Genomic DNA, 21,270 nt, shown 5'->3' with positions numbered 1-21,270 from the left:
GAATTCCTGACCGCCTTTAGGGCCTGGAGGACTGGCCCAGCAGGGCCCCGATCCGCGCGGCGTCCTCCTTAGCCGGGTTGTAGACCACCAGGTTGAGGTCCGTGCGCCCATCGACCGCGAAGACCGAGTATTCGAAAGCGATCGGGCCAAGGACCGGGTGCCGGATGTGCTTGACGACCTCACCATGGGCACCACGAACCTCGTTGTCCCGCCAATTCGCACGGAACTCCGGGCTCAGGCGGCAGAGGTCCCCCACGAGCGACTCCACCTCCGCGGCAGCCCCGGCGCGCGCGGCGTCCACACGAGAGGCCCCCAGGACGAAGCGGGCCGCGCTCTCCCAGTCGTACTGCGCGGCCTGGGCGTGGGGATCCAGGAAGATCCGCCGCAGGATGTTGCGCTGCTCCGGCGGCAGGGCCGCGTAGTCCATGAGCACCCCGGTCGCCTCGCGGTTCCAGGCCACCACGTCCCAGGTGGCGGTCCGGATGACGGCCGGACTCGGGTCCAGGATGTCGAGGACGCGCTGGAGCCGGGGCGTAACGCCCTCCTTCTTGCGGTAGCGCACGTTGGGAGGGCGGCCAAGGCCAAGGAGGAACAGTTGCTCGCGCTCGACCTCGTGAGCATGAGGTCGCCGGCGACCCGGTCGAGCCCATCGGCCGAGGGGGCCCCCCCGCGCCCCTGCTTGAGCCTGGTCTGCTCGCCGATCTGGAACGGCTGGATCTTCGCGGAGTCGTTCCCTCGCCCGTCAACCACCGAGGTTCGGTGATTGCCTGGGCCACCGGCGTGTCGCCACAACCGATCCTGGTGGCCAGCTCCGAGCGTGAAACCGAAGTGGCAAAGCATTCCTGGGCCTCGCCGATCCGTGCCCTGGCCTTCCTTGAAGGGTTCGGGTCACCGGCATTACGGTCTCAATTTGTCCTGCATGATCCGCAGGATCTCCGTATCCACGCCGGCCATACCCACTTGGGCCAGCCGTCCCAGATTGGAGAGGGAAGCCCTTCCGTCTTTCCCGACAATGCCATCCGTAGGAGGAATGCCCATGCCCGCCATGGCCATGCTGGCCGCCCGGAAGGCGGCTTCCACCCCGGTCAGGGTCTTCATGTCGCAACCGATCTTGGCCCCACTGCAAATCATCCCCACCAGGTTGCCGACCATGGTGTTGACGGCAAGGCTCACCTGCTCGTGGCTGCCACCCTCCAGGAAGACGAAGGCTGACGCGATTCCTATGCCCGCGGCGTTCGCCGCCCCGTCGATGGCGGAGAGGGTCCCGAGGTGCCAGGTGGCCGCGGAGGTCATGAGGCAGCCGAAAGCCAGGGCTTCCTCGACCCGCTCTTCCGCATGGCCAGCCCGCCTGCCGCCTTCGAAAACCGGGATCGACAAGGTGATCCCCTTGTTGCCGGATCCGGCCAGGGTCATCACCGGGTTGGATTCCCCGGACATGCGCGCAAACACCCCGGCACTGACCAGGTGGGACAGGGCCACCGGAGCTTCCGGACGGCCGGGCCCAGCGAATCCGCCCGGAAGAATCCCCAATCCGTGCCTGGCGATCTCCATGTTCATGGCAAAGCCACGCTGAAGCTTTGCCCGGTCTTCCCGGGAGAGGGTCCTCGCCAGATCCATGAGACTCTCGATGGGTAGCTCGGCCAACAGCTGCCGGATGGGAACACCCTTCGCCCCTTCCGGCAGGGCGTCCTCCCCGCGCACCAGGACGCCATCCTTTTCCAGCCGCGCAAGATTGCCGTGGTCATGGAGGAGCAGCGCACGGCCGGTGCCCTGTTCCCGGACGACCGTCACCTCGATCATCAGGCCGGTCCGGGAGGAATCATTGTCCACACTGAGGCTTCCGCTCCCCAGGAGGACGCCGGAGGCCTCGATGGCCGCGTCGGTGATGCCTTCGAAACTGCTCACCCCGAGGCTGCCATCCGGCAGGTTGGCGCCGAGCGCCTCCGCCCACAGAATCCCGGTAGCCCGGTTTGAGTTGGGAATCCCCACCGCGTAGCAATTCTTGTAGGTTCGCGCATCACACCTGAGGCGGACACTGCGGATCGCTCAGGAACCCTGGGAGGCGGCCAGAGAAGCAGCCCAGGCAACGGCGAAGGGCTCAGTGCACCCCAAAGCCGGTTTCCATTCCGAATCCAGTTACCGAGTGATATTCATGGCGATCCCTTGACGGAATTTTGTACGCATTCAACCGTCAATTGTATGCAGCACAAGGCCTATGAAAGGGGAACAAGGCCATCCTGCCCTGGCTGGAATGGCTCAGGAGCCTGCGTTCAGGTTCAGGTAGCATTCGATTCCGTCCAGCACCCGTTCAAGGCCGAAGTCGAAGCCCTCCTCCATCGTGCGCGGCCTTCCCGCGCGCACCGGCAGCGGCGACGAATCCGTGATCCCTCCCGATTGCGAGGTGAGGATGGCGGACAGATTCGGGTAGCGCGGGTCGTTGATCGCCCGGCGGAGGTCCGCGCCCACGGCCTTCGCCCACGCTTCGGCTGGAATGCCGCGGGACAGGGCCCTGGCGAGCGAGATGGCCGTGTCCGAGGCTCCGCTCACATATCCATGGACCACGCTGAGCATGTCCATCCGGTCCTCGGGGCTCAGGGGCGTGTCGGCGATGGCCTGAAGGAACGCTTCGTGCCAGCTCAGCCAGTTGGGGCCATGGGGAGCCGCCACGAACGGCAATTCCGCCAGCCAGGGCCGCGAACACAGCATCGCCCGCTTCGCATGGGCCCAGTGCGTCACTTCCTGGCGCCAGCCCTCCCGCGGACCGCTCCGTTCCGGCGGCCTTCCCATGGCGGCGTCGACAGCCGCGTCCATCAACGCCTCCTTGTTCGGGAAGTAGCGGTAAAGCGCCATCGTCGTGAACCCGAGCCTTTCGGCGACCGCGTGCATCGTAAGCGCTGAAAGGCCATCTCCGTCGGCCAGGGCGATCGCGGCCTGCACGATGTCCTCGCGGCTCTTCGTGGGCTTGAAGCCCCGGCCTGGCCGGGGCTGCGCCTCCCAGAGCCGTTCGCTCCGCTTTTCAAGCTCCCGGCCCGCGCCCTCGGGATCACCGGAGGCCTTGGGGGTGTCCCCGGGGCTCGGCCGGTGCCCTTGGCCAGTCCTACCTGCCATGTCGCTCCCTTTCCATGGGCCATTGACTAAACCCCTACAGTGTATACCGTATACAGAACAGTGTATGCCGTATACACTTCCGATCGTCCCGGCGCCGAAGTCAGCCCAATTATTAATAGATGGTCTCAGTCTCATTTTCGGTCACAGTTGCCGCACGGCGGCATGGACACGGAGAACGCCCGCAAGACGCCCACCGGTGCGCCCACTGGCTCCATCCACCTGAAGGGAATCCCGAATGCCCGCCCGTCGTGCAAACCCCACCACTCACCCCCGAACAGCCCCTTCCCGCCCTCCAGGTTTCACGCGCACCGTGTTCGCGGCCCTTGGGGCGGCCGTTCTGGGCCTCGCCACCATGCGCCCGGCCGAAGCCCACACACCCCCCCGACAGGCGGACGCATGGGAACTCTACCTCACCGGCGGCTGGCTCATTCCCACCGGCGCCCAGCGGGCCGGCATCAAGGGCGCCGATCTGACGGCGTTGGTCGTGTCCTATGTCCCCCGCCCGTCGTTCGCCGTCACGGGCACCTTCCAATGGGCGCGGAGCCACGCCCTCGCCATCGCCGGCGAGCCCAAGCTCGACATCTTCACCTGGGATGTCGGGGCCGAAACGCGCGGCACCCCCAGGTCCCTGGGCGGCGCCTGGACAGTCGCGCCTTTCGCCGGCATCGGCGGCGGCGCCCGGACCTACAACATCCCCAAGCTCCCCGCCGATCCAACCTGGAACCTCGCCGCCTATGGCAGCGCGGGAGGCGAGTTCGCCATCCGCCGCGTTCACCTGCGCCTCGAGGTCCGGGACTATGTCTCCAGGTTCAAGCCGCTCACGGGAGGCGGCAAGGCTGCCACCCGCAACGATGTCGCCGTCATTCTTGGCCTGCGCTTCGTCAAGAAGACTGCCTGATGACCTCTTTAACCCAGACAAAGCAGACGAGGAGGCATACCATGGCCCGGCAAGACGACATGGCGGCACCCAGCCGCCGCGAAGGAACGATTTCGATCAACAGCAGCGTCATCCATTCCTGGAGGATTGCCATGAAAGCAGCTGCTCGGTTCTGCCTGGTCTCCCTTTCCTTCCTGATTTGCGCGGCCCTGCCCCTGGCCGCCCAGGTGGGCTGGTCCAACTACGAGGTTCCCGGCAAGGACGAAAGCGCTCCCGCCATCACGGTGGCGCTCTACTACCCCAGCCCGTCGCCAGGCCGGGACATCCCCATGGGTCCCTTCAGGATCCACGCCGCCATCAAGGGTGAGCCGGAACCCACGGTCAAGGGCCTGATCGTGGTGAGCCATGGACTGGCCGGGTCGGAACTCGCCCATGGCCGATTGGCCGAGGCCCTGGCCGCCCGTGGCTACCTGGTGGCCGCCCTCCGCCATCCGGGCGACAACTGGATGGACAGTTCCTTGCTGAACAAGACCCCGGAGCGGTACTTCTCCGAACGGCCGCGTCAGGTCGGCCGGGTCATCGATGCCTTGATGGCCGACCCCGCCTGGAAGGACCGCATCGCCCGCGACGCCAAGGGCCCGCGGATCGGCGCCCTGGGTCATTCGGCCGGGGGCTACACCGTCCTGGCCCTGGCCGGGGGTGTCGCCGACCCCACCCAGTCGGCCCGGCACTGCCGGGAGGAAGGCAAGGACGACCCTCTGTACTGCCGGACCGTCGGGTCCGGGCGGCCCGCCGCCCCACCCCAGGCCGGCCCGCCCCTCAAGGACGCCCGGGTCCGCGCCGTGGTGGCCCTGGCCCCCCTGGGCGTCCTGTTCACGGCCGAGTCCCTGGCCAAGGTCCAGGTCCCGGTGGCGATCCATGCCGGAGCGGAGGACCGCTGGCTGGTCCCGCGCTTCCACGCCATGTGGATCGCAAAGAACCTGCCCGGCGCGGAACTGCACCTGGTGCCCAACGCCTGGCACTTCGCCTTCATGGATACCCCCAGCATCCCCATCCAGACCCCGGACGGCGACATCGCCGCCGATCCACCCGGGTTCGACCGGGCCGCCTATCTGAAAAAGCTGGGCCCGGAACTTGCGGACTTCTTCGACAAGGCGCTCAAATAGCACAGAGGGCCCGCCTTTCGCCGGGCCCTCTGAAGTCTGAACACTTCATCGCGTTATTGGAGTCTGGGGCCCCATCCCTTTTCATCCCAAATAGTCGGGTAGGCCGGGGAGCTTGCGCCCCCGGCCCCCCTCAGATCCGGACGTGCGGGACTACCGCATCCGGCTCCTCGTATCACGGTCGCTGAGGGCGTAGTTTCGAGGCATAACTGATGACAGGTGCCAGCGGAAAACGAGCCAGCAGCTTGTTCATCCGCTCCCAGGTCATGCGCGCCCGTTGGGACCTACGATTGAGCCATCCGCGCCACCTTCGCCCAACTTCGTAGCGGAAGTGCGCCAGGGCCCTAGCTTGCCGGCGTCGCGGCGATCAGGATCTTTTCGAGCGTGCATTTTGCCGGCTAGGATGCCCAGTGAGCGCGGGGACTCATCCCTCCCCCAGGTGATTCTCCAACGCATTCCCAGGGAGGTTGCGCAGGATGTGAACGGCCTCATCCAACATGACACCTCCTGTCCGGGACAACGCCACGGTCATGGTTCTCACCTATCTTTCACAGGGCTGTTAAAAGCCAATCAAGAACTAGGGATCACAAGCCCTGTGCCGTGAAGGAAATGATGTCAGGGCTGGAGTATGGCCGTTCGTTGGATGCCAATCAGACGGCTGGAATGCCCTTCCCCGACCTCCACTAACCGGGAAGCCAACTTGACGGGCTGAATGTGCGGCGAACGCCGCCTGTATTCACCGCAATAATTGCATCGATAATCTTGTCAAAGCGGTGAAAGCACCCCATATTTACCGCATGAAGAGCGGAGATTATCCCTTCCTTTGGCAATCAAACGATTGGCCAGAATGGCGTTTCGACCTGGCGGCCCTAGCCGACCCAATGGCGAAAGCCAGCCATGCCCAGGGACTGCTGCTCGGGCGCCTCGCCGATGTGGGCCTGGACACACGAGCCCGGGCCAACCTCGCGGCCCTCACCGAGGATGCCCTCAAGACCAGCGAAATCGAGGGAGAGATCCTGGATGCGCATTCGGTCCGCTCATCCGTCGCCCGCCGCCTGGGCATCGACATCGGAACCCTTGCCCCTGTGGACCGACATGCCGACGGTGTCGTGGACATCACGATCGACGCCACCATCAACAGCCAGGCTCGAATGACCCGGGATCGGCTGTTCGGTTGGCATGCCGCCCTGTTTCCCACGGGGTACTCCGGCCTGTCCAGGCTACGGGTCGGCGCCTGGCGTGACGATGCCAAGGGTCCCATGCAGGTCGTGTCCGGCCCCACGGGCCGTGAACACGTGCACTTCGAGGCACCGCCCGCGGCCCGCCTGGAAGCCGAGATGGACCGGTTTCTCCGTTGGACCGACGATAAGCCCGTCGAACCGCCACTGATCAGGGCCGGGCTGGGCCACCTGTGGTTCGTCACCTTGCATCCCTTTGACGACGGCAATGGCCGCCTCGGACGCGCCATCGGCGACCTGCTCCTTGCGCGCGCGGACGGAAGTTCCCAGAGGTTCTACAGCCTGTCGGCCCAGATCCAGAGGGAAAGAAAGGCCTACTACGCGATCCTGGAGCAGACCCAAAGGGGGTCTCTGGATGTCACGCTTTGGCTCGCCTGGTTCCTGGATGTCCTGCACCGGGCGGTCCTTCGGGCCCAGATCGCGCTTGACGAAGTCCTGGCCAAGGGCCGTTTTTGGCAGCGCTGGGCTGGACTCGCGTTGAACGAACGCCAAGTCAAGCTGCTCATCAAGCTGCTGGACGGATTCAAAGGCAACCTGACCACCAGCAAATGGGCAGCCATCGCCAAATGTTCCCAGGACACGGCCTTGCGGGACATCAACGACCTGGTGATGCACGGCGTACTCAGGAAAAGAGACGCCGGAGGCCGCAGCACCAGCTACGAATTGAATCGAACCCAACCCTGATTTCGACAAAACGCCTGCTGGCCCGGAAATTCACCCCGACGCGTCGCTGCGAACCTTGAACCCCATCCTGTCGTTCTCGACAGGTTTGGGTTCCGCGACACAACAGCCCGGCTTTCGCCGGGCCCTTTGATTGGTGGAGGTGGCGGGAGTTGAACCCGCGTCCAAGAAGCGAGACATGGAGGGTCGTTACAGGCTTGGTCCGGATCGCGTGACCTCTGCGGGGAACCGGACAACCCCGATCGAGGACGTGCCCCCCAATCTCGGCTGCCGTCAGGGGGCGTCGCGGCAACCTATCCTGTCCTGTCGTCCGGCAGACCGAAGTCACCCTTTCAACAGTTTAACGAGCCCGCTACCAGGAGATTACGGGGACTCGCTCGTCCGCCGGTTAGGCGGCGAGGGCCAATTCAAAGTTGTCGTTGGCGTTTTTGTTTTTTATCGGCTTGATAAGGGGGCCAACCGATAAACCCCCGCCTGCGCCTCTCACACCTGCGGCAACCTGTCGAAACCAGTCACCCCCGGGTGGTGCGTCCCCTGTCGCCTCGCCCCGCGAGGTGCGGCTGACCGGGGTCCTGAGTATGAGACCTCCGCCGGGGGACCACAAGCGGCTAAGATGTTCCTTTGGAGCCACCCATTGATCGGTCATTCCGGGAACGTATTCGTCCTTTCCGCCCCGTCGGGCACCGGGAAATCCACCTTGGCCAAGCGGCTGGTAAAGGACCTTCCTGATCTTGATTTTTCCATATCCTTCACCACCCGGGCCCCCAGGGCCGGGGAGACGGACGGCAAGGACTACTTCTTCGTGTCCCCAGCCACCTTCGACGAGATGATCCGCACGGGCGGCCTCGTGGAATGGGTGGAGGTCTACGGGCATAAGTATGGCACTGGCAAGGAATGGATCACGACCCACCTGGCGGCCGGCAAGGACATCCTCCTGGACATCGAGACCCAGGGGGCCCGCAACGTCCACGAGGCCATTCCCGACGCGGTGATGATCTTCCTCATCCCCCCTTCGGCCGCGGAACTTTCCAACCGGCTGAGGAGCCGGGGGCGGGATCCCGAAGCGGAGATCCAGGTGCGCCTGGATTATGCCAAGCACGAACTGTGCGAGTACCCCGCATATGACTATCTTGTAGTGAACGACACGCTGGACCGGGCCTACCGGGACCTCGAATCCATCGTGCTCGCCACCCGCCTCCGGCGGGAGCGGATGGGTGACACGGCGCAACGGATACTCGAAGGATTCTGAAGGGGCGCGAACATGGCGCGTTGGTTCAAGAGCAGCTGGATCTGGATGGTCATCGCGATCACGGTGGCGGTCTACGCCCCGCTCGCGGGGCGCACCGGGGACGAGAAGGCCCGGCAGAGGTCCCTCGACACCCTCACGGAGATCATGGGCCTGGTGCAGAAGCAGGCCGTGGACCCCCCTGCCCCCAAGCAGGTCTCCCACGCCTCCATCTCGGGCATGCTCCACACCCTGGACCCCCACTCCTACTACATGGACGAGTCCGAGTTCCGCACCATGCGCGAGGACCAGCGCGGCTCCTTCTTCGGCATCGGCTCCATCATCCAGCAGCAGCCCGACGGCGTGGTGGTGGTGAGCACGGTGCGCGGCGGCCCCTCCGAGAAGGTGGGCATCCGCGCCGGGGACTTCATCCGCGAGGTGGACGGCAAGAGCACCGAGGGCTTCACCAGCACCGCCGTGGTCCAGAAGCTGCGAGGCGACAAGGGCACCGTGGTGGAGGTGGCCGTGCAGAGGGCGGGTTTCCCCGGCCTCATCCGCTTCTCCATCACCCGCAGCGAGATTCCCTCCAACAGCGTCCAGTACGCCTTCATGCTCACGCCCACCACGGGCCTCATCGCCATCAAGGACTTCGGGGAGACCACCTCCGAGGAGTTCGAGAAGGCCGTGCGGAACCTCAAGGCCCAGGGCATGACCGACCTCCTCCTGGACCTGCGCAACAACGGCGGCGGCATGCTGGACGCGGCCACGGGCATCTGCCGGCAGCTCCTGGGCGCGGGCGAGCTCATCGTCACCCAGAAGGGCCGCGACGGCCGGGACATGCAGGAGACCCGCACCCCCAAGGGCTCCGTGCTGGACAGCTTCCCCATGGTCATCCTCATCAACCGCGGCACCGCCTCCGCCTCGGAGATCGTCACCGGCGCCGTGCAGGACCACGACCGCGGCGTGGTGGTGGGCCAGACCAGCTGGGGCAAGGGGCTCGTGCAGGCCGTCATGGCCATCAACCGCACCCGGGGCCTGGCGCTGACCACGGCCCGCTACTACACCCCCTCGGGCCGGTGCATCCAGCGCGACTACCAGCACGGCATCGACGACTACCTGCTGCCCGAGGACACCAAGGAGCCCCTGGGCGACAAGGGCCCCGTATACAAGACCGACCTGGGACGCACGGTCTACGGCGGCGGGGGCATCACCCCCGACTACACCGTCGAACAGGCCAAGCTCACCACCTTCGTGGGCAACCTCCGGTTCCGCACCAGCGCCTTCTTCAAGTTCGCGGTGATCGAGAAGGAGAAGCACGGCATCAAGCCCCAGCAGGTGCCCGACGAGGCACTCATGAAGGCCTTCCACGCCTGGATGAAGGAGCAGAAGATCGAGTGCACCGACGCCGAGTGGAACGACCCCGCCAACCAGGCCGAGATGCGCGACCAGCTGGCCATGGAGATGCAGAACGTGGCCTACGGGATGGAAGCCGGGTTCAAGTACATCTCCGGCCGGGACCCCCAGGTCAAGAAGGCCCTGGAGGTCATGCCCGAGGCGGCGGCCATGCTCAAGAAGAAGGTGCTTTCCATGAAGGACGGCAAGGACTCCCCGCTGATCGCCCGCAACTGATGCCCAAGCCCCGGGCCTACTCCCCGCTGCTGGACTCCCTCGGCCGGAGCCTGCGCTTCTTCTACCTGCTCTGGGGCGGCATGCTCCTGGGGACCCTGGCGGCCTACAACCGGGTGCGCCTGCCGGCCTTCATCTGGGGGTGGCCGCGGGTGGCCAAGTTCTGGTTCACGCCCCTGGGCCGGGGGCTGATGCTGGGCATCGGCCTGGCCATGGCCATCGCCGCCCTCGTCGAGGTGTGGGAACTGGTGGACCGGATCCTGGTGCGCTTCCTGCACGACCATGAGAGGGAACGCCCGTGACCTCCTTCGAGGCCTTCGTCGCCAACCGCTACCTCCATACCCGCAAGAAGGGCGCCTTCGTGCGCGTCATGGTGCGGTTCGCGCGCTGGGGCATCGCCCTGGGGGTGTTCGCCATGGTGGTGGCCCTGGCCATCGCCAACGGGCTCCTGGAGGAGATCCAGGCCAACCTCTTCTCGGCCACCGGGCACTTCACCGTGGCCCACCTGGAGGGGGAGATCCCGGACACCCAGGCCGCCCTGGCCCGCATCCGCCGGACCCCCGGCGTCGTGGCGGCCAGCCCCATGCGCATGGACCACGGCCTCATCCGGCCCACCAACTCCACCGCCCCCCCTTCCCCGCTGCTGCTCAAGGGCGTGGACCCGGCCTCGGCCCACGGCACCTCGCGGATCTTCGACTCCCTGGAGCCCGCGCCAGTGGAGAGCCTCAAGGAAGGGGAGATCCTCCTGGGCGCCACCCTCGCCAAGGACCTGGGCATCCACGTGGGCGACCCGGTGGCTGTCGTCTTCATGCGGCTGGACCTGGGCCTCTCGGGCCTCCAGCCCAAGCTGGCCGCCTACAAGGTGGCGGGCATCTTCACCAGCCACATCGGCGAGTACGACAAGGCCTGGGGCTTCATCCACATCAACGACTCCATGCGCCTTGCCGGGAGCGAACAGGCCGAGTTCATCGAGGTGCGCGCCCCCAGCATCGACGCCATCGAGCGCACCAAGCCCGCGGTCATGGGGGCCCTCAACGGCGGCGGCAAGGGCCCCTGGCTCGCCCAGGACCTGCGCGACACCAACCGGGCCCTCTTCGCCGCGCTGAAGGTGGAGAAGTGGATGATGGCGGCGATCTTCTCGCTCATCGTGCTCATCGCCGTCTTCAACATCGTGGCCAGCCTGGTGCTGCTGGTGACGGAAAAGCGCCGGGACCTGGGCGTGCTGCTGGCCCTGGGGGCGACGCCCCGCCAGGTGCAGCGGCTCTTCGAGCTGCAGGGCATCCGCATCGGGGCCGTGGGCACCTTCTGGGGCCTGGCGGTGTCGGTGCCCCTGTGCCTGGTGGCGGACCGCTGGAAGCTGATCCCGCTGCCCACGGCGGTGTACGACTTCATCACCTACGTCCCCCTGCGCTTAAGCTTCCTGGACATCGCGGTGGTGGCGGTCTTCCCGCTGCTGGTGGCCTGGATCGCCTCGAGGTTCCCCGCGCGGCGGGCCTCGGGCGTGGACCCCGTGGACGCCCTGCGGGCCGAGTGAGGAACCATGAGCCAATCGCTGCTTTTCATCGACACCGAGACCGGCGGCCTGGATCCCCGGAAGCACAGCCTGCTGAGCGTGGCGCTGGTGGTGGGTGACGCCGGCGGGGTCGCCAACAGCCTGGAGATCCTCATCCGCCACGAACCCTACGTGGTCTCCGCGGGAGGGATGAAGGTCAACCGCATCGACCTGGTGCAGCACACCGCGGGGGCCCTGGAGCCGGACATCGCCCTGGGGGTGATGAACGTCTTCCTGGACCAGCACTTCCCCCACATCTGCAAGCCCATCATCCTGGCAGGGCACAACGTCGGCTTCGACCAGGCTTTCCTGGGCGCCTTCCTGGACAGCCTGGGGCACAGCCTGGAGCCCCGCTTCAGCCACCGCGTGGTGGACACCCACAGCCTGGCCGCGGCCCTGCGGGACGCCGGCAGGCTGCCCCTGGACAACCTCAGCTCCACGGCGCTCTTCGCCCACTTCGGCATCGAGGTTCCCGAGGAGAAGCGCCACACCGCCCTGGGCGACGCCCTGGCCACCTTCGAACTCTACTGGAAGCTCGTGGGGCTCATGCGATGACGGGAATGGCCCTCTCCATCCGGGACCTGCACAAGACCTACCTGGGCGCCGAGCACCCCGTGTTCGACGGCTTCTCCCTGGAGGTCGAACCCGGCGAGCTCTGCGCCGTGGTGGGCGTCTCGGGCGTGGGCAAGACCACCCTGCTCAACTGCGTGGCCGGACTCGACCACTGGGAGGGCGGCTCCATCGAGGCCGGCGGCCACCAGGTCCCCACGGGCCGGCCCGAGGCCTCGGCCCTCTTCCGGCGCGCCCACGTGGGCCTGGCCTTCCAGCAGCCCCACCTCCTGCCCGAGTTCACGGTGGAGGAGAACCTCCTCATGCCCATCCGCATCGCCGGCGACATCACCCCCGCCCACGAGGCCTGGGTGCGCGAACTCCTGGCCACCGTGGGCCTGGCGGACCTGGGCGGGCGCCTGCCCAGCACCCTCTCCGGGGGCCAGGCCGCCCGCGTGGGACTGGCGCGGGCCCTGGCGCGGCGCCCCGGCCTGTGGCTCCTGGACGAGCCCACCGGGAACCTGGATCCGGCCACGGCGCTGGAGGTGTTCGAATTCCTGCTTCAGCTCCACCAGGAGCTCAGGCCCACGACCCTGCTGGTCACCCACAACATGGCGCTGGCCGAAAGGTGCGGGCGGATCGTGCGGCTGGGGCCGAAGGTGGTGGAGGAAGTGCGGTAGCCTGAACGGCCGGAATGAGCCGTTCCGTGGTCCGTCGACGCGCGGGATCGCTACACTTCGCCCGGGAGGACCCGGACCATGCACATCGCCAACCCCATCTATGATGTCGTCTTCAAGTACATGCTCGATGACGAGAAAGTGGCCCGCCTGCTGCTTTCCGCCCTGCTGGGCAAGGAAGTGCTCGAGTTGCAGTTCCGCCCCACGGAAGTGCATTTCGAGGCGCCCAAGCCGGATGGCACCCAGCTCCTGGTCCTGCGGATGGATTTCGCCGCCAAGGTGCGACAGGAGGACGGCGGGCACAAGCTGGTCCTGATCGAGATCCAGAAGGCCCGCACTGCCGGGGACGTGCAGCGTTTCCGGCGTTACCTGGGCGCCAATTACATGAGCCCGGAGAACGTCTACCTGGACCCGGACGGGGAGCAGCAGGCGCTGCCGATCGTGACCATCTACTTCCTGGGAGAAGGCCTGGAGTCCGTCGATGTGCCGGTGCTCAAGGTCAACAGGCATTATCTGGACGTAGCCACCGGGGACGAGGTGCGGATCACCGACCCATTCGTGGAAGCGCTCACCCATGATGCCATCGTGGTTCAGATCAACCGCCTGAAGAATCGCAGGCGAACCGATCTGGAACGCCTGCTGGAAGTGTTCGACCAGGGTCTGGCATCCCGTTCGGATCCGCATTTGCTTGATATCCTGGAGGAGAACTTCCCGGAGCGGCACCGGGAGGTGCTGCGCCGGCTGATGCGGGCCGGGGCGGAACAGGATGTCCGCGGAAAAATGGACGTGGAGGACGACCTGCTTGCCACCTTCCAGAGCCATGCACGGGAGTCCTCGGACTATCGTCAAGTCATCAAGGACCAGGGCCAAGTCATCGAGCAGAAGGACCAGGTGATCGAGGAGAAGGACCGCCTGATCACCGACCTGCAGAAGCGTTTATCAGCACTTGAGCGGGAGCGGTAGGGATGTCGGCCCAGAGGTTCTGAACCGTGGCACGCAGATGCGAAGAAAAGAAGCCTGACCCGCGCTCCCAGTGAACTCAGATCTCAGGGCTCCCCACAGCCCGCCCCCTGGATCTCCTCGTCTCGATGAGATCCGCCAGCATCACCGCCGCCGCCGCCGCGTCGAGCCGGGCCTTGCGGTCCCTGGCCTTCACGCCCCGCGCCGCCAGGAGCCGGTCGGCCTCGACGCTGGTGAGGCGCTCGTCCCAGAACACCAGGGGCAGGCCGGTGCGATCCCGCAGGGCCTCCCCGAAGGACCGGGCCAGGGGGGCGGTGGCGCTCTCGGAGCCGTCCTTGTGCAGGGGCAGGCCCACAAGAAGGGCGTGGACGCCCTCCTCCTTCGCGAGCCTGGCGAGCCGCGCCAGGGAGGCTTCGCCCTGGTTGGGCCACACCTCGAAGGGCGAGGCGAGGATCTCCAGGTCGTCCGTGAAGGCGATCCCGATGTTCTTCGTTCCGTGGTCGAGGCCCATCCAGCGCATATGTGCCATCCTACATGCATGGAGCGGTTCCTGGACTTCCCGACGGCCCTGGGTGTCTGCCGGCTGCGGTGGACGGACCGGGGCGTGCGCTCCCTGACCTTCGGCGTGGAGCCGGAACCGGGGGATCCGCCTCCCGCCTGGGTGGCCGACGCGGTGCGGGCCCTCACGGCGCACCTGGCCGGGGAGGGGGGCTCCCTGGACGGGATCCGGCTCGACCTGGAGGGGCTGCCACCCTTCCGGCGCCGCGTGATGGAGGTGCTCCTGGCCACGCGGCCGGGGCAGACCCTCACGTACGGGGACGTGGCCCTCCTGGCGGGGTCGCCGGGGGCCTCCCGGGCCGTGGGGCAGGCCGTGGCGCGCAACCCGCTGCCCATCCTCGTGCCCTGCCACCGGGTGCTGGCCGCCGACGGCCCCGGCGGGTTCTCCCTCTTCGGGAGCCTGGAGGCCAAGGCTCGGCTTCTGGCGCTCGAAGGGGTGCGGCTCCGGCATAATTGACCCATGAAGCCCTGGCCCGACGACCTCCTGGCGATCCCCCACAAGCGGGACGTGCCCTTCTCCAAGCTGACGACCCTGGGCGTGGGAGGGATCTGCCGGTGGCTCTTCGAGCCGGTGGACGAGCCCCAGGCCCAGGCCTTCGTGCGGGCCTGCCGCCGGGAGGGCCTCCCCTGGCGGGTCCTGGGCGGCGGCAGCAACCTGGTCGTCCTGGGGGACATCGAGACCCCGGTGGTGCGCCTCCGGTTCCCCGGCGAGGTGCGCCGCGAAGGCCTGGAGGTGCACGCCCCGGCGTCCTACGGCCACATCCGCCTCAGCGGCGACACGGCGGCCATGGGGCTCACGGGGATGGAATACGCCTCGGGCATCCCGGGGTCCGTGGGGGGCGCCCTGCACATGAACGCCGGGGCCTACGGCCGGGAGACGGTGGACGTCCTGGCCCGGTTCCGGTTCCTCACGCCCGACGGCGACCTGGTGGAGAAGGCCCCGGAACCGGGGGAGTTCCGCTACCGGTGGAGCTTCCTGGAGGGGGGCCACCTGGCCCTGGGCCTGGTGGTGCGGCTCGCCGAGGGGGATCCCGCCGCCATCCGCGCCCGGGTGGAGGAATGCAGGGCCAGGCGCGGCACCAGCCAGCCCCTGCACAAGCGCAACGCGGGGTGCGTGTTCAAGAACCCCCCGGGCCAGAGCGCGGGACGGCTCATCGACCTGGCCGGGCTCAAGGGCTTCCGGGTGGGCGACGCGGAGGTGAGCCCGGAGCACGGGAACTTCCTGGTGAACCTGGGGGGGGCCACGGCGGCGGAATTCGGCGAGCTCATGGCGAGGGTCCGGGAGAAAGTCCTGGACGTCCACGGCATTGAACTCGAACCTGAGGTCGAGATCTGGTACACCTGACACCCATGCCCATGATTCCCCGCACCCGCCCGAAGCGACCCTGGATGCCCTGGGCCCGGGTGGGCCTCGTGGGGCTGCTGGTGGCGGGGGCGGGCTACGCGGCCCTGGAACTGGGGCACAAGTATCTGGGCCTGCAGAAGCTCACCATCGAGCAGATCACCATTTCCGGCTGCCGGGGGGAGCGCCTGGAGCAGGCCCAGGCCATCGCCGACAAGGTCTGCCTGGGCAAGCCGCTGTTCTGGTTCGACGCGGAAAAACTGCGGGAATCCCTGGAATCCAAGCGCTGGGTGAAGGGGCTCCTCATCCGCCGGGACCCGCCGGACCGGCTCAGCCTGGTGCTGGAGGAGCGCAAGCCGATCCTCTGGCTCGTCCGCCCGGAAGGCGTCTTCCTGGTGTCCGACGACGGCATTGTGCTGGATCGGCTCAATCAAGTTGATTTATCACCCATTCCCGTGGTGGCGGATCCCAAAAGCCAGCAGGACGGGCCGATGGTCCAGCTGATCCGCACCGCCACGAGCCTCCGCAACAAACAGAAGGAGTTTTACGACCGCCTCACGGAGCTTCGGTGGAGCGACCGGGGCCCGGTGGCCTTCCTGGAGGGCCTGGACGCCCCCATCTATCTTTCGCGCCTGGAACCCACGAAAAACATCCCCAATTTCCAGATGCTGTTCCTGAACGAGCTGTCCAAGAGGGCGGATGCGGGCTCCCTGCGGTACATCGATCTGAGGTGGGACGACGAGATCGCGGTGGGCGAACCTGCCGATTCCGCACCGCCCAAGGCCGTGGCCCAGCCCCGCTGAATTTTCAACCCTGTAAATCCAGTTCCCGTGCGGTTATGCTTGGGGTCAAGGAAACAGGAATACTCATGGTGCAACCTGCCGTTCTGCTAGGACTGGATCTCGGAGCCAGCAAAGTTGTCGCAGTTGTTGCAGTTCAGGAGGAGAACGGGCTCCTGAACGTCACCGGCGCGAGCCAGGCGAACCCCGAGGGGGGCATCCGCCAGGGCGAGATCACCGACATCAACCTCACGGTCACGGCCATCACCCGCGCCGTGGAGGAGGCCATGCGCACCTCGGGCCAGACGCGGCTCGACGGCATCCGCGTCACCGTGGACGGCATCCAGTTCAAGGGCGAGAACCTGCGGGACTCCATCACCATCGCGTCCGCGGACCGGGTCATCACGCCCAGCGACAAGGACCGCGTCATGGAGCAGGCCACCAACGGCTGCAAGCTCGCCAAGGAGGAGACGGTCCTGCACCGCATCCCCCAGATGTTCCACATCAAGGGCCAGCGCGACATCAAGAACCCCGTGAACATGATCGGCGACACCCTGGAAGCCGAGGTGCGCATCATCGTGGCGCCGGGCTCCGTGCTGGAGAACATCAACCGCGCCCTGCACCTCTCGGGCCTCCAGGACGCCGCCCTGATGTACTCCCCCCTGGCCTCGGCCGAGGCCGTGCTGAGCCGCGAGGACGCGGAGAACGGCGCGGTGGTCGTGGACGTCGGCGAGCAGCTCACGCACATGGGCGTCTTCCTGCGCGGCACGCTCTTCCATTCCGCGGTGATCCCCATCGGGGGCATGCACTTCACCAAGGACCTGGAGATCACCAAGCACCTGGGCGGCATCGGCATGGCCGAGCGCATCAAGCGCATCTACGGCACCGCCCTGCCCAGCACGGTCCCCGCCGAGGAGCACATCGAGCTCGAGGAGGAGGGACGCCAGGTGTCGCGCCGCGAGCTGGCCGACGTGCTCCACGCCCGGGCCATCGAGCTCCTGAACATGGTGCTGGCGGAGATCGGGCGCTCGGGGCTCATCCATGAGATCCACGGCGGCGTGCACCTGGTGGGCGGCGGTTCGCTCCTGCCGGGCATGCCCATCCTCGCGCAGAACATCCTGGGCCGCCCGCGGGTCGTCCTGGGCCGCGTGATCGGCGTCCAGGGACTCTCCCACGCCATCGCCAACCCGCTCTACACCAACGCCCTGGGGGCCGTGAAGGCCCTTCACCGCAGCATGAACGAATCCACCGGACGCCCCCGCGGGGGCAGCGGTCTGTTCGAGAGGATCAAGCGATGGATTTGACCGGCGACCCCATGAGCGGCATCCCCTTCCTCCCCAACCCCGTCCACCTGCCCGGCGCCAACATCAAGGTGGTGGGCGTGGGAGGCGCGGGCTGCAACGCCATCGACCGCATGATCCAGAGCGGCGTCGGCGGCGTGCAGTTCATCGCCATGAACACCGACCAGCAGAGCCTCGCCCAGAGCAAGGCCCACGTGAAGATCCCCCTGGGCCCGCAGAGCATGCGCGGGCTCGGCGCCGGCGGCAACGCCGAGCGCGGCGCCGTGGCCGCCGAGGAGAGCCGCGAGGAGATCCTCGCCCAGCTCCAGGGCGCGGACATGGTCTTCATCACGGGCGGCATGGGCGGCGGCACGGGCACCGGCGCGGCGCCCATCGTGGCCAGCTGCGCCCGGGAGTTCGGCGCGCTCACCGTGGCCGTGGTGCTCACGCCCTTCCGCTGGGAAGGCGTGAACAAGTCCGACAAGGCCAGCCAGGGCCTGGAGAACCTGCGCAACACCGCCGACACGGTCATCGTGGTGTCCAACGAGAAGCTGCTGACGCTGTGCGAGAAGGGCGTGAAGATCAAGGAGGCCTACCGGGTCGCCGACGGCGTGCTCATCCAGGGCGTTCGCGGCATCACCGACCTCATCCTGCGCCCTGGCACCCTCAACGGCGACTTCGCCGACGTGGAGGCCGTGCTGCGCAACGGCCGCGAGGCCCTCATCGGCACCGGCATCGGCCGCGGCGAGGAGGCCCTGCTGGACGCCCTGCAGCGCGCCCTGGACTGCCCCCTGCTGGAGCGCGACACCCGGGGCTCGGCCTCCCAGGTCATCGTCTCCGTCATGGCCGACTGGGACCGCGTGGAACTCTCCGCGGTGGAGACGGCCATGGGCTTCCTGAGCCGCCACTACCACGGCCTGGCCGACATCAAGCTCTGCCAGGTGGAGGCCCCCGAGCTGGAGGACCGCGCCCTGGTCACCGTGCTGGCCTCGGGCTTCGTGGAGTCGAGCCAGGACCTGGACCAGGAGGCCGCCCCCCAGGAACTGCGCACCTTCGCCGAGGCTCCGCGCACCGCCAACGGCGACTCCGGCCGCGTCTACGGCGAGGTGCCCCAGAGCCCCCTGGATCCGCCGGTGCTGACCCCCACGCGGCTGCTGCCCCAGGCGCCCACGCCCAGCGGCGAGATGGCCAACCTCACCGAGGACCTGCACGTGCCGGCCATCATCCGCATGACCCAGGGTCGCCTCGGAATCGAATAAATTTTACATCAGCCCTTGGATCGCGATTCGGCGGCCCAGGGGCCGAACTTTGCGTGTAACCAAGCTGAAATTTGCGTCACATGAGCGGAAGGGTCCCACGGGGATCCTGGATGAATAAAGAAATCATCCATTTCCCACCCACCTTCCGGAGTGACCATGACCACCTCGACTTCCCGCCTGGCGCGCCTGGGCCTGCTCTGCGCGGCCGCCACCGTCCTCGGCGCCGAGGCGCCCCGCCTGGGCCTCACGGCCGGCGCCGCCTGGCCCACCGGCGGCACCCGGGACCACATCACCGAGAGCGCGGGCTGCACCGTGGGCGCCTTCGCCGACTGGGAGCAGCGTCCCGGCCACGCCATCCGCCTCGCCCTGGACGGGAACTTCCACCCCCGGTCCTCCAGCCGCCTCGCGCCGGGTTACGGCGGCCGGGGCCAGGCCCAGAGCCAGTCGCTCACCCTCAATTACGTATTCAAGCCCCGGGCCGACTTCCAGGGCTTCTTCATCGTGCTGGGCGCCGGCGGCATGAACGTCCAGCGCCGCCAGGGGAACTTCCTCTACGAGACCGGCGTGAAGCTGTCCTGGAACGCGGGCTTCGGCGTCGACATGAACGAGAGGTGGGGCCTGCTGGCCCGGTACCACTCCATCTCGACCGAGGGCCGGAACCTGGGTACCGTCACCGCGGGCCTGGCCTATCGGTTCTAGCCCTCCACCCGGTTCCCGCCCAGGCGCTTGGCGAGGTACATCGCGCCGTCCGCCCTCCGGATGAGGGAATCCATGGACTCCCCCTGCTCCAGCACCGCCAGGCCGACGCTGAGGCCCACGGAGACGAGGGCTTCGGCGGTGGAGACCGACAGCGCGGCGGCGGCCCTGCGCAGCTTCTCGCCCACCTCCAGGGCGCCTTCGCGGCCGGTGGCGGGCAGGAGCACCAGGAACTCCTCGCCGCCCCACCGGGCGCAGACGTCGTAGGCCCGCAGGGCGTCGCGCAGCGCGTGGGCCAGGGCGACCAGCACCCGGTCGCCGGTCTCGTGCCCGTGGGTGTCGTTCACGCTCTTGAACCGGTCCACGTCGGCCATGAGCACGGCCATGGTGCCGCCTTCGCGCACGGTGCGCGCCAGTTCGGAGCGGAGGTCCTCCATCATGGCCCGGCGGTTGGGGATGCCCGTGAGGGAATCGGTGCGGGAGGCCTGCTGGAGCACCTCGTTCAGGGCCTTGAGCTGGCTCTGGAAGCCGTCGGAGATGCGGGTGATCTTCCCCAGGCGCCGCAGCAGGCGGAGGTGGGCGTCGCCCAGCCTCTCCAGTTCCGCCAGGAGCGGGTGGTCCCGGTTGGCCGGGTCCGACCGCAGGGCCTCCAGGCGGCTGCGCACGTCGGCGGCGGCGGGGTCCCGGTACAGGAGGGATCTAACCGCGGCGTCCCCGGCCCGGGTGAAGCGGAATCTGGGGTTCCCTTCCGTGGTGGCCATGGCGATCATCCTTCCGAAGGCGAGGGGACGATGTGGAACGGCAGGCCCAGATCCTCCCGGAATTCCTCGGCGAGGTCCAGGGCCCTGTCGTTCTCGGGATCGTAGAACCAGGTGAGGGAGACGGCCCGGCCGGAAAGGTGGGCCTCCTCCATGGCGTCCAGCAGGTCCATCATGCACTTGATGCTGCTGGTGTTGAGGTAGGTGAGGCGGAGTTCCACGTGCAGGGGGCGGTCGTCCCGGGCCAGGAAGTCCGCGACCCATCCGAGGATCGGCTGGAAGAACTCGAAGGAGTTCTCGGGGTAGGATTCCCCGGTGAGCTCGAGGAGCCCGGCCTCGGCGTCGCTCCGCACCCGGGGGCTGGAGGCGGTGGCGGCGAACGACAGGTTCTCGAGGGTCATAGCGTCACCGTGAGGGAGAAGAAGTCCAGGCCGGCATCCGCGGCCACCACCGAGTAGGACAGGGGCGCCGAGGCGGTGCGGGCCATGCGGATGAGGCCCAGGCCCGCGCCCGCGGCGCCGGGCGGGAGCTCGGCGCGCAGGCGCGCCTTGTAGAGGGCCTTGAGGTCCGCCGGGGCCAGGCTTCCCAGGGCGTCCAGCCTCGCAAGGAGCGCAGGCGCGTCCTGGCGCCGGATGAAGTTGCCGCACCGCACCAGGTACCGGTCGCCGGTGCGGCCGATCACCAGCACCCCGGCCTCGGCCTGGGCCCGTTCCGGGCCGGTCCAGGGACCCTGGGAGGCATAGCCGGCCACGTTCTGGGCGGCCTCGATGAAGACGGTGAAGACGTCGGCCATGGCAGCCTTCCGCACGGCCTCGGCCTCCAGGTGCCTGCGCACCGCCCTGCCCAGCTCCTCGATGATGCTGTGCCGGAAGGGGCCGTTGAAGCACATGAGGATGCCCTCGGAGGCCAGGAAATGCCGTATCTGGTCCAGGTCGCCCATGG

General features: G+C 67.6%; 22 protein-coding genes, 1 other RNA gene and 1 pseudogene. 16 read left to right on the top strand and 8 right to left on the bottom strand.

All coding sequences use genetic code 11. The features are described from left to right. Nucleotides 1–16: 16 nt before the first annotated feature. The 3 genes and pseudogenes from ACZ5MC_RS04220 to ACZ5MC_RS04210 all read right to left on the bottom strand — a co-directional run. Nucleotides 17–690, bottom strand: a pseudogene (locus ACZ5MC_RS04220) (MmyB family transcriptional regulator); the annotation flags it as partial. A gap of 207 nt (nucleotides 691–897) precedes the next feature. Further along, nucleotides 898–1,989: an L-serine ammonia-lyase, iron-sulfur-dependent, subunit alpha gene (locus ACZ5MC_RS04215; RefSeq protein WP_464517095.1), complete on the bottom strand. Its 1,092-nt coding sequence runs from the start codon at nucleotides 1,987–1,989 to the stop codon at nucleotides 898–900. 267 nt (nucleotides 1,990–2,256) lie between these two features. Further along, a complete protein-coding gene (locus ACZ5MC_RS04210; protein ID WP_464517094.1) occupies nucleotides 2,257–3,108 on the bottom strand; it encodes a TetR/AcrR family transcriptional regulator in 852 nt (283 codons plus the stop codon). 310 nt (nucleotides 3,109–3,418) lie between these two features. On the opposite strand from ACZ5MC_RS04210, the gene ACZ5MC_RS04205 reads away from it, so the two are divergent. The 3 genes from ACZ5MC_RS04205 to ACZ5MC_RS04195 all read left to right on the top strand — a co-directional run bounded on the left by ACZ5MC_RS04205 (nucleotide 3,419) and on the right by ACZ5MC_RS04195 (nucleotide 7,070). After that, complete coding sequence (locus ACZ5MC_RS04205; RefSeq protein ID WP_464517093.1) at nucleotides 3,419–4,006, top strand: hypothetical protein; 588 nt, start codon at nucleotides 3,419–3,421, stop codon at nucleotides 4,004–4,006. 131 nt (nucleotides 4,007–4,137) lie between these two features. Beyond that, on the top strand, nucleotides 4,138–5,151 hold the full coding sequence (locus tag ACZ5MC_RS04200; RefSeq protein ID WP_464517092.1) for an alpha/beta hydrolase family protein: 1,014 nt from the start codon (nucleotides 4,138–4,140) through the stop codon (nucleotides 5,149–5,151). A 794-nt stretch (nucleotides 5,152–5,945) separates the two neighbouring features. Then, on the top strand, nucleotides 5,946–7,070 hold the full coding sequence (locus ACZ5MC_RS04195; RefSeq protein WP_306599045.1) for a Fic family protein: 1,125 nt from the start codon (nucleotides 5,946–5,948) through the stop codon (nucleotides 7,068–7,070). A gap of 131 nt (nucleotides 7,071–7,201) precedes the next feature. Here ACZ5MC_RS04195 and ssrA read toward each other — a convergent pair. Beyond that, nucleotides 7,202–7,587: a transfer-messenger RNA gene (ssrA, locus tag ACZ5MC_RS04190) on the bottom strand. A gap of 93 nt (nucleotides 7,588–7,680) precedes the next feature. Between ssrA and gmk the strand changes: the two genes are divergently transcribed. The 7 genes from gmk to ACZ5MC_RS04155 all read left to right on the top strand — a co-directional run bounded on the left by gmk (nucleotide 7,681) and on the right by ACZ5MC_RS04155 (nucleotide 13,659). Beyond that, nucleotides 7,681–8,316 carry a guanylate kinase gene (gene gmk / locus ACZ5MC_RS04185; protein ID WP_306599044.1) on the top strand — a complete coding sequence of 212 codons (636 nt, stop codon included), beginning with the start codon at nucleotides 7,681–7,683 and terminating at the stop codon, nucleotides 8,314–8,316. Between the two features lie 12 nt (nucleotides 8,317–8,328). Continuing rightward, nucleotides 8,329–9,921, top strand: a complete 1,593-nt coding sequence (locus ACZ5MC_RS04180; protein ID WP_464517091.1) for a S41 family peptidase — start codon at nucleotides 8,329–8,331, stop codon at nucleotides 9,919–9,921. Next, complete coding sequence (locus ACZ5MC_RS04175) at nucleotides 9,921–10,220, top strand: hypothetical protein (protein WP_306599042.1); 300 nt, start codon at nucleotides 9,921–9,923, stop codon at nucleotides 10,218–10,220. The genes ACZ5MC_RS04180 and ACZ5MC_RS04175 overlap by 1 nt, the downstream gene beginning before the upstream one ends. Continuing rightward, complete coding sequence (locus ACZ5MC_RS04170) at nucleotides 10,217–11,452, top strand: ABC transporter permease (protein ID WP_464517090.1); 1,236 nt, start codon at nucleotides 10,217–10,219, stop codon at nucleotides 11,450–11,452. Before ACZ5MC_RS04175 ends, ACZ5MC_RS04170 begins: the two co-directional genes overlap by 4 nt. Before the next feature lie 6 nt (nucleotides 11,453–11,458). Then, nucleotides 11,459–12,025: a 3'-5' exonuclease gene (locus ACZ5MC_RS04165; protein WP_306599040.1), complete on the top strand. Its 567-nt coding sequence runs from the start codon at nucleotides 11,459–11,461 to the stop codon at nucleotides 12,023–12,025. Continuing rightward, nucleotides 12,022–12,699 carry an ABC transporter ATP-binding protein gene (locus ACZ5MC_RS04160; protein WP_464517089.1) on the top strand — a complete coding sequence of 226 codons (678 nt, stop codon included), beginning with the start codon at nucleotides 12,022–12,024 and terminating at the stop codon, nucleotides 12,697–12,699. The genes ACZ5MC_RS04165 and ACZ5MC_RS04160 overlap by 4 nt, the downstream gene beginning before the upstream one ends. A 78-nt stretch (nucleotides 12,700–12,777) precedes the next feature. Continuing rightward, nucleotides 12,778–13,659 carry a hypothetical protein gene (locus tag ACZ5MC_RS04155; protein WP_464517088.1) on the top strand — a complete coding sequence of 294 codons (882 nt, stop codon included), beginning with the start codon at nucleotides 12,778–12,780 and terminating at the stop codon, nucleotides 13,657–13,659. A gap of 76 nt (nucleotides 13,660–13,735) precedes the next feature. Here the strand turns inward: ACZ5MC_RS04155 and ruvX are convergent, their stop codons facing one another. Then, entirely contained in the window at nucleotides 13,736–14,176 is a 441-nt protein-coding gene (gene ruvX / locus ACZ5MC_RS04150) for a Holliday junction resolvase RuvX (RefSeq protein ID WP_306599037.1), read from the bottom strand. An 18-nt stretch (nucleotides 14,177–14,194) separates the two neighbouring features. Here ruvX and ACZ5MC_RS04145 point away from each other — a divergent pair, with 18 nt between their 5' ends. From ACZ5MC_RS04145 to ACZ5MC_RS04120, 6 genes are all read left to right on the top strand, one after another. Then, nucleotides 14,195–14,671: a methylated-DNA--[protein]-cysteine S-methyltransferase gene (locus ACZ5MC_RS04145; protein ID WP_306599036.1), complete on the top strand. Its 477-nt coding sequence runs from the start codon at nucleotides 14,195–14,197 to the stop codon at nucleotides 14,669–14,671. Between the two features lie 3 nt (nucleotides 14,672–14,674). Next, nucleotides 14,675–15,559 carry a UDP-N-acetylmuramate dehydrogenase gene (gene murB, locus ACZ5MC_RS04140; protein ID WP_306599035.1) on the top strand — a complete coding sequence of 295 codons (885 nt, stop codon included), beginning with the start codon at nucleotides 14,675–14,677 and terminating at the stop codon, nucleotides 15,557–15,559. A 5-nt stretch (nucleotides 15,560–15,564) separates the two neighbouring features. Next, on the top strand, nucleotides 15,565–16,359 hold the full coding sequence (locus tag ACZ5MC_RS04135; protein ID WP_306599034.1) for a cell division protein FtsQ/DivIB: 795 nt from the start codon (nucleotides 15,565–15,567) through the stop codon (nucleotides 16,357–16,359). A 65-nt stretch (nucleotides 16,360–16,424) separates the two neighbouring features. Continuing rightward, complete coding sequence (gene ftsA, locus ACZ5MC_RS04130; RefSeq protein WP_306599033.1) at nucleotides 16,425–17,639, top strand: cell division protein FtsA; 1,215 nt, start codon at nucleotides 16,425–16,427, stop codon at nucleotides 17,637–17,639. Continuing rightward, nucleotides 17,630–18,874, top strand: a complete 1,245-nt coding sequence (ftsZ, locus tag ACZ5MC_RS04125; RefSeq protein WP_306599032.1) for a cell division protein FtsZ — start codon at nucleotides 17,630–17,632, stop codon at nucleotides 18,872–18,874. Before ftsA ends, ftsZ begins: the two co-directional genes overlap by 10 nt. A gap of 156 nt (nucleotides 18,875–19,030) precedes the next feature. Beyond that, a complete protein-coding gene (locus tag ACZ5MC_RS04120; protein WP_464517087.1) occupies nucleotides 19,031–19,573 on the top strand; it encodes an outer membrane beta-barrel protein in 543 nt (180 codons plus the stop codon). Here the strand turns inward: ACZ5MC_RS04120 and ACZ5MC_RS04115 are convergent. Genes ACZ5MC_RS04115 through ACZ5MC_RS04105 form a run of 3 tightly spaced genes read right to left on the bottom strand, consistent with a single transcriptional unit; the run spans nucleotide 19,570 to nucleotide 21,268 of the window. Next, nucleotides 19,570–20,331, bottom strand: a complete 762-nt coding sequence (locus ACZ5MC_RS04115; RefSeq protein WP_464517086.1) for a diguanylate cyclase — start codon at nucleotides 20,329–20,331, stop codon at nucleotides 19,570–19,572. The genes ACZ5MC_RS04120 and ACZ5MC_RS04115 overlap by 4 nt on opposite strands. Nucleotides 20,332–20,336: 5 nt before the next feature. Further along, nucleotides 20,337–20,729, bottom strand: a complete 393-nt coding sequence (siaC, locus tag ACZ5MC_RS04110) for a biofilm regulation phosphoprotein SiaC (RefSeq protein ID WP_306599029.1) — start codon at nucleotides 20,727–20,729, stop codon at nucleotides 20,337–20,339. Continuing rightward, the gene (locus tag ACZ5MC_RS04105; protein ID WP_464517085.1) at nucleotides 20,726–21,268 is read right to left on the bottom strand and encodes a SiaB family protein kinase; all 543 of its coding nucleotides are present in this window, start codon (nucleotides 21,266–21,268) and stop codon (nucleotides 20,726–20,728) included. The genes siaC and ACZ5MC_RS04105 overlap by 4 nt, the downstream gene beginning before the upstream one ends. Nucleotides 21,269–21,270: the final 2 nt, after the last annotated feature.

It is taken from the genome of Mesoterricola sp. JemC181 (assembly GCF_055384585.1).
The sequence above is the reverse complement of the archived record's forward strand: the minus strand, read 5'-3'. Positions and strand labels throughout refer to the sequence as shown.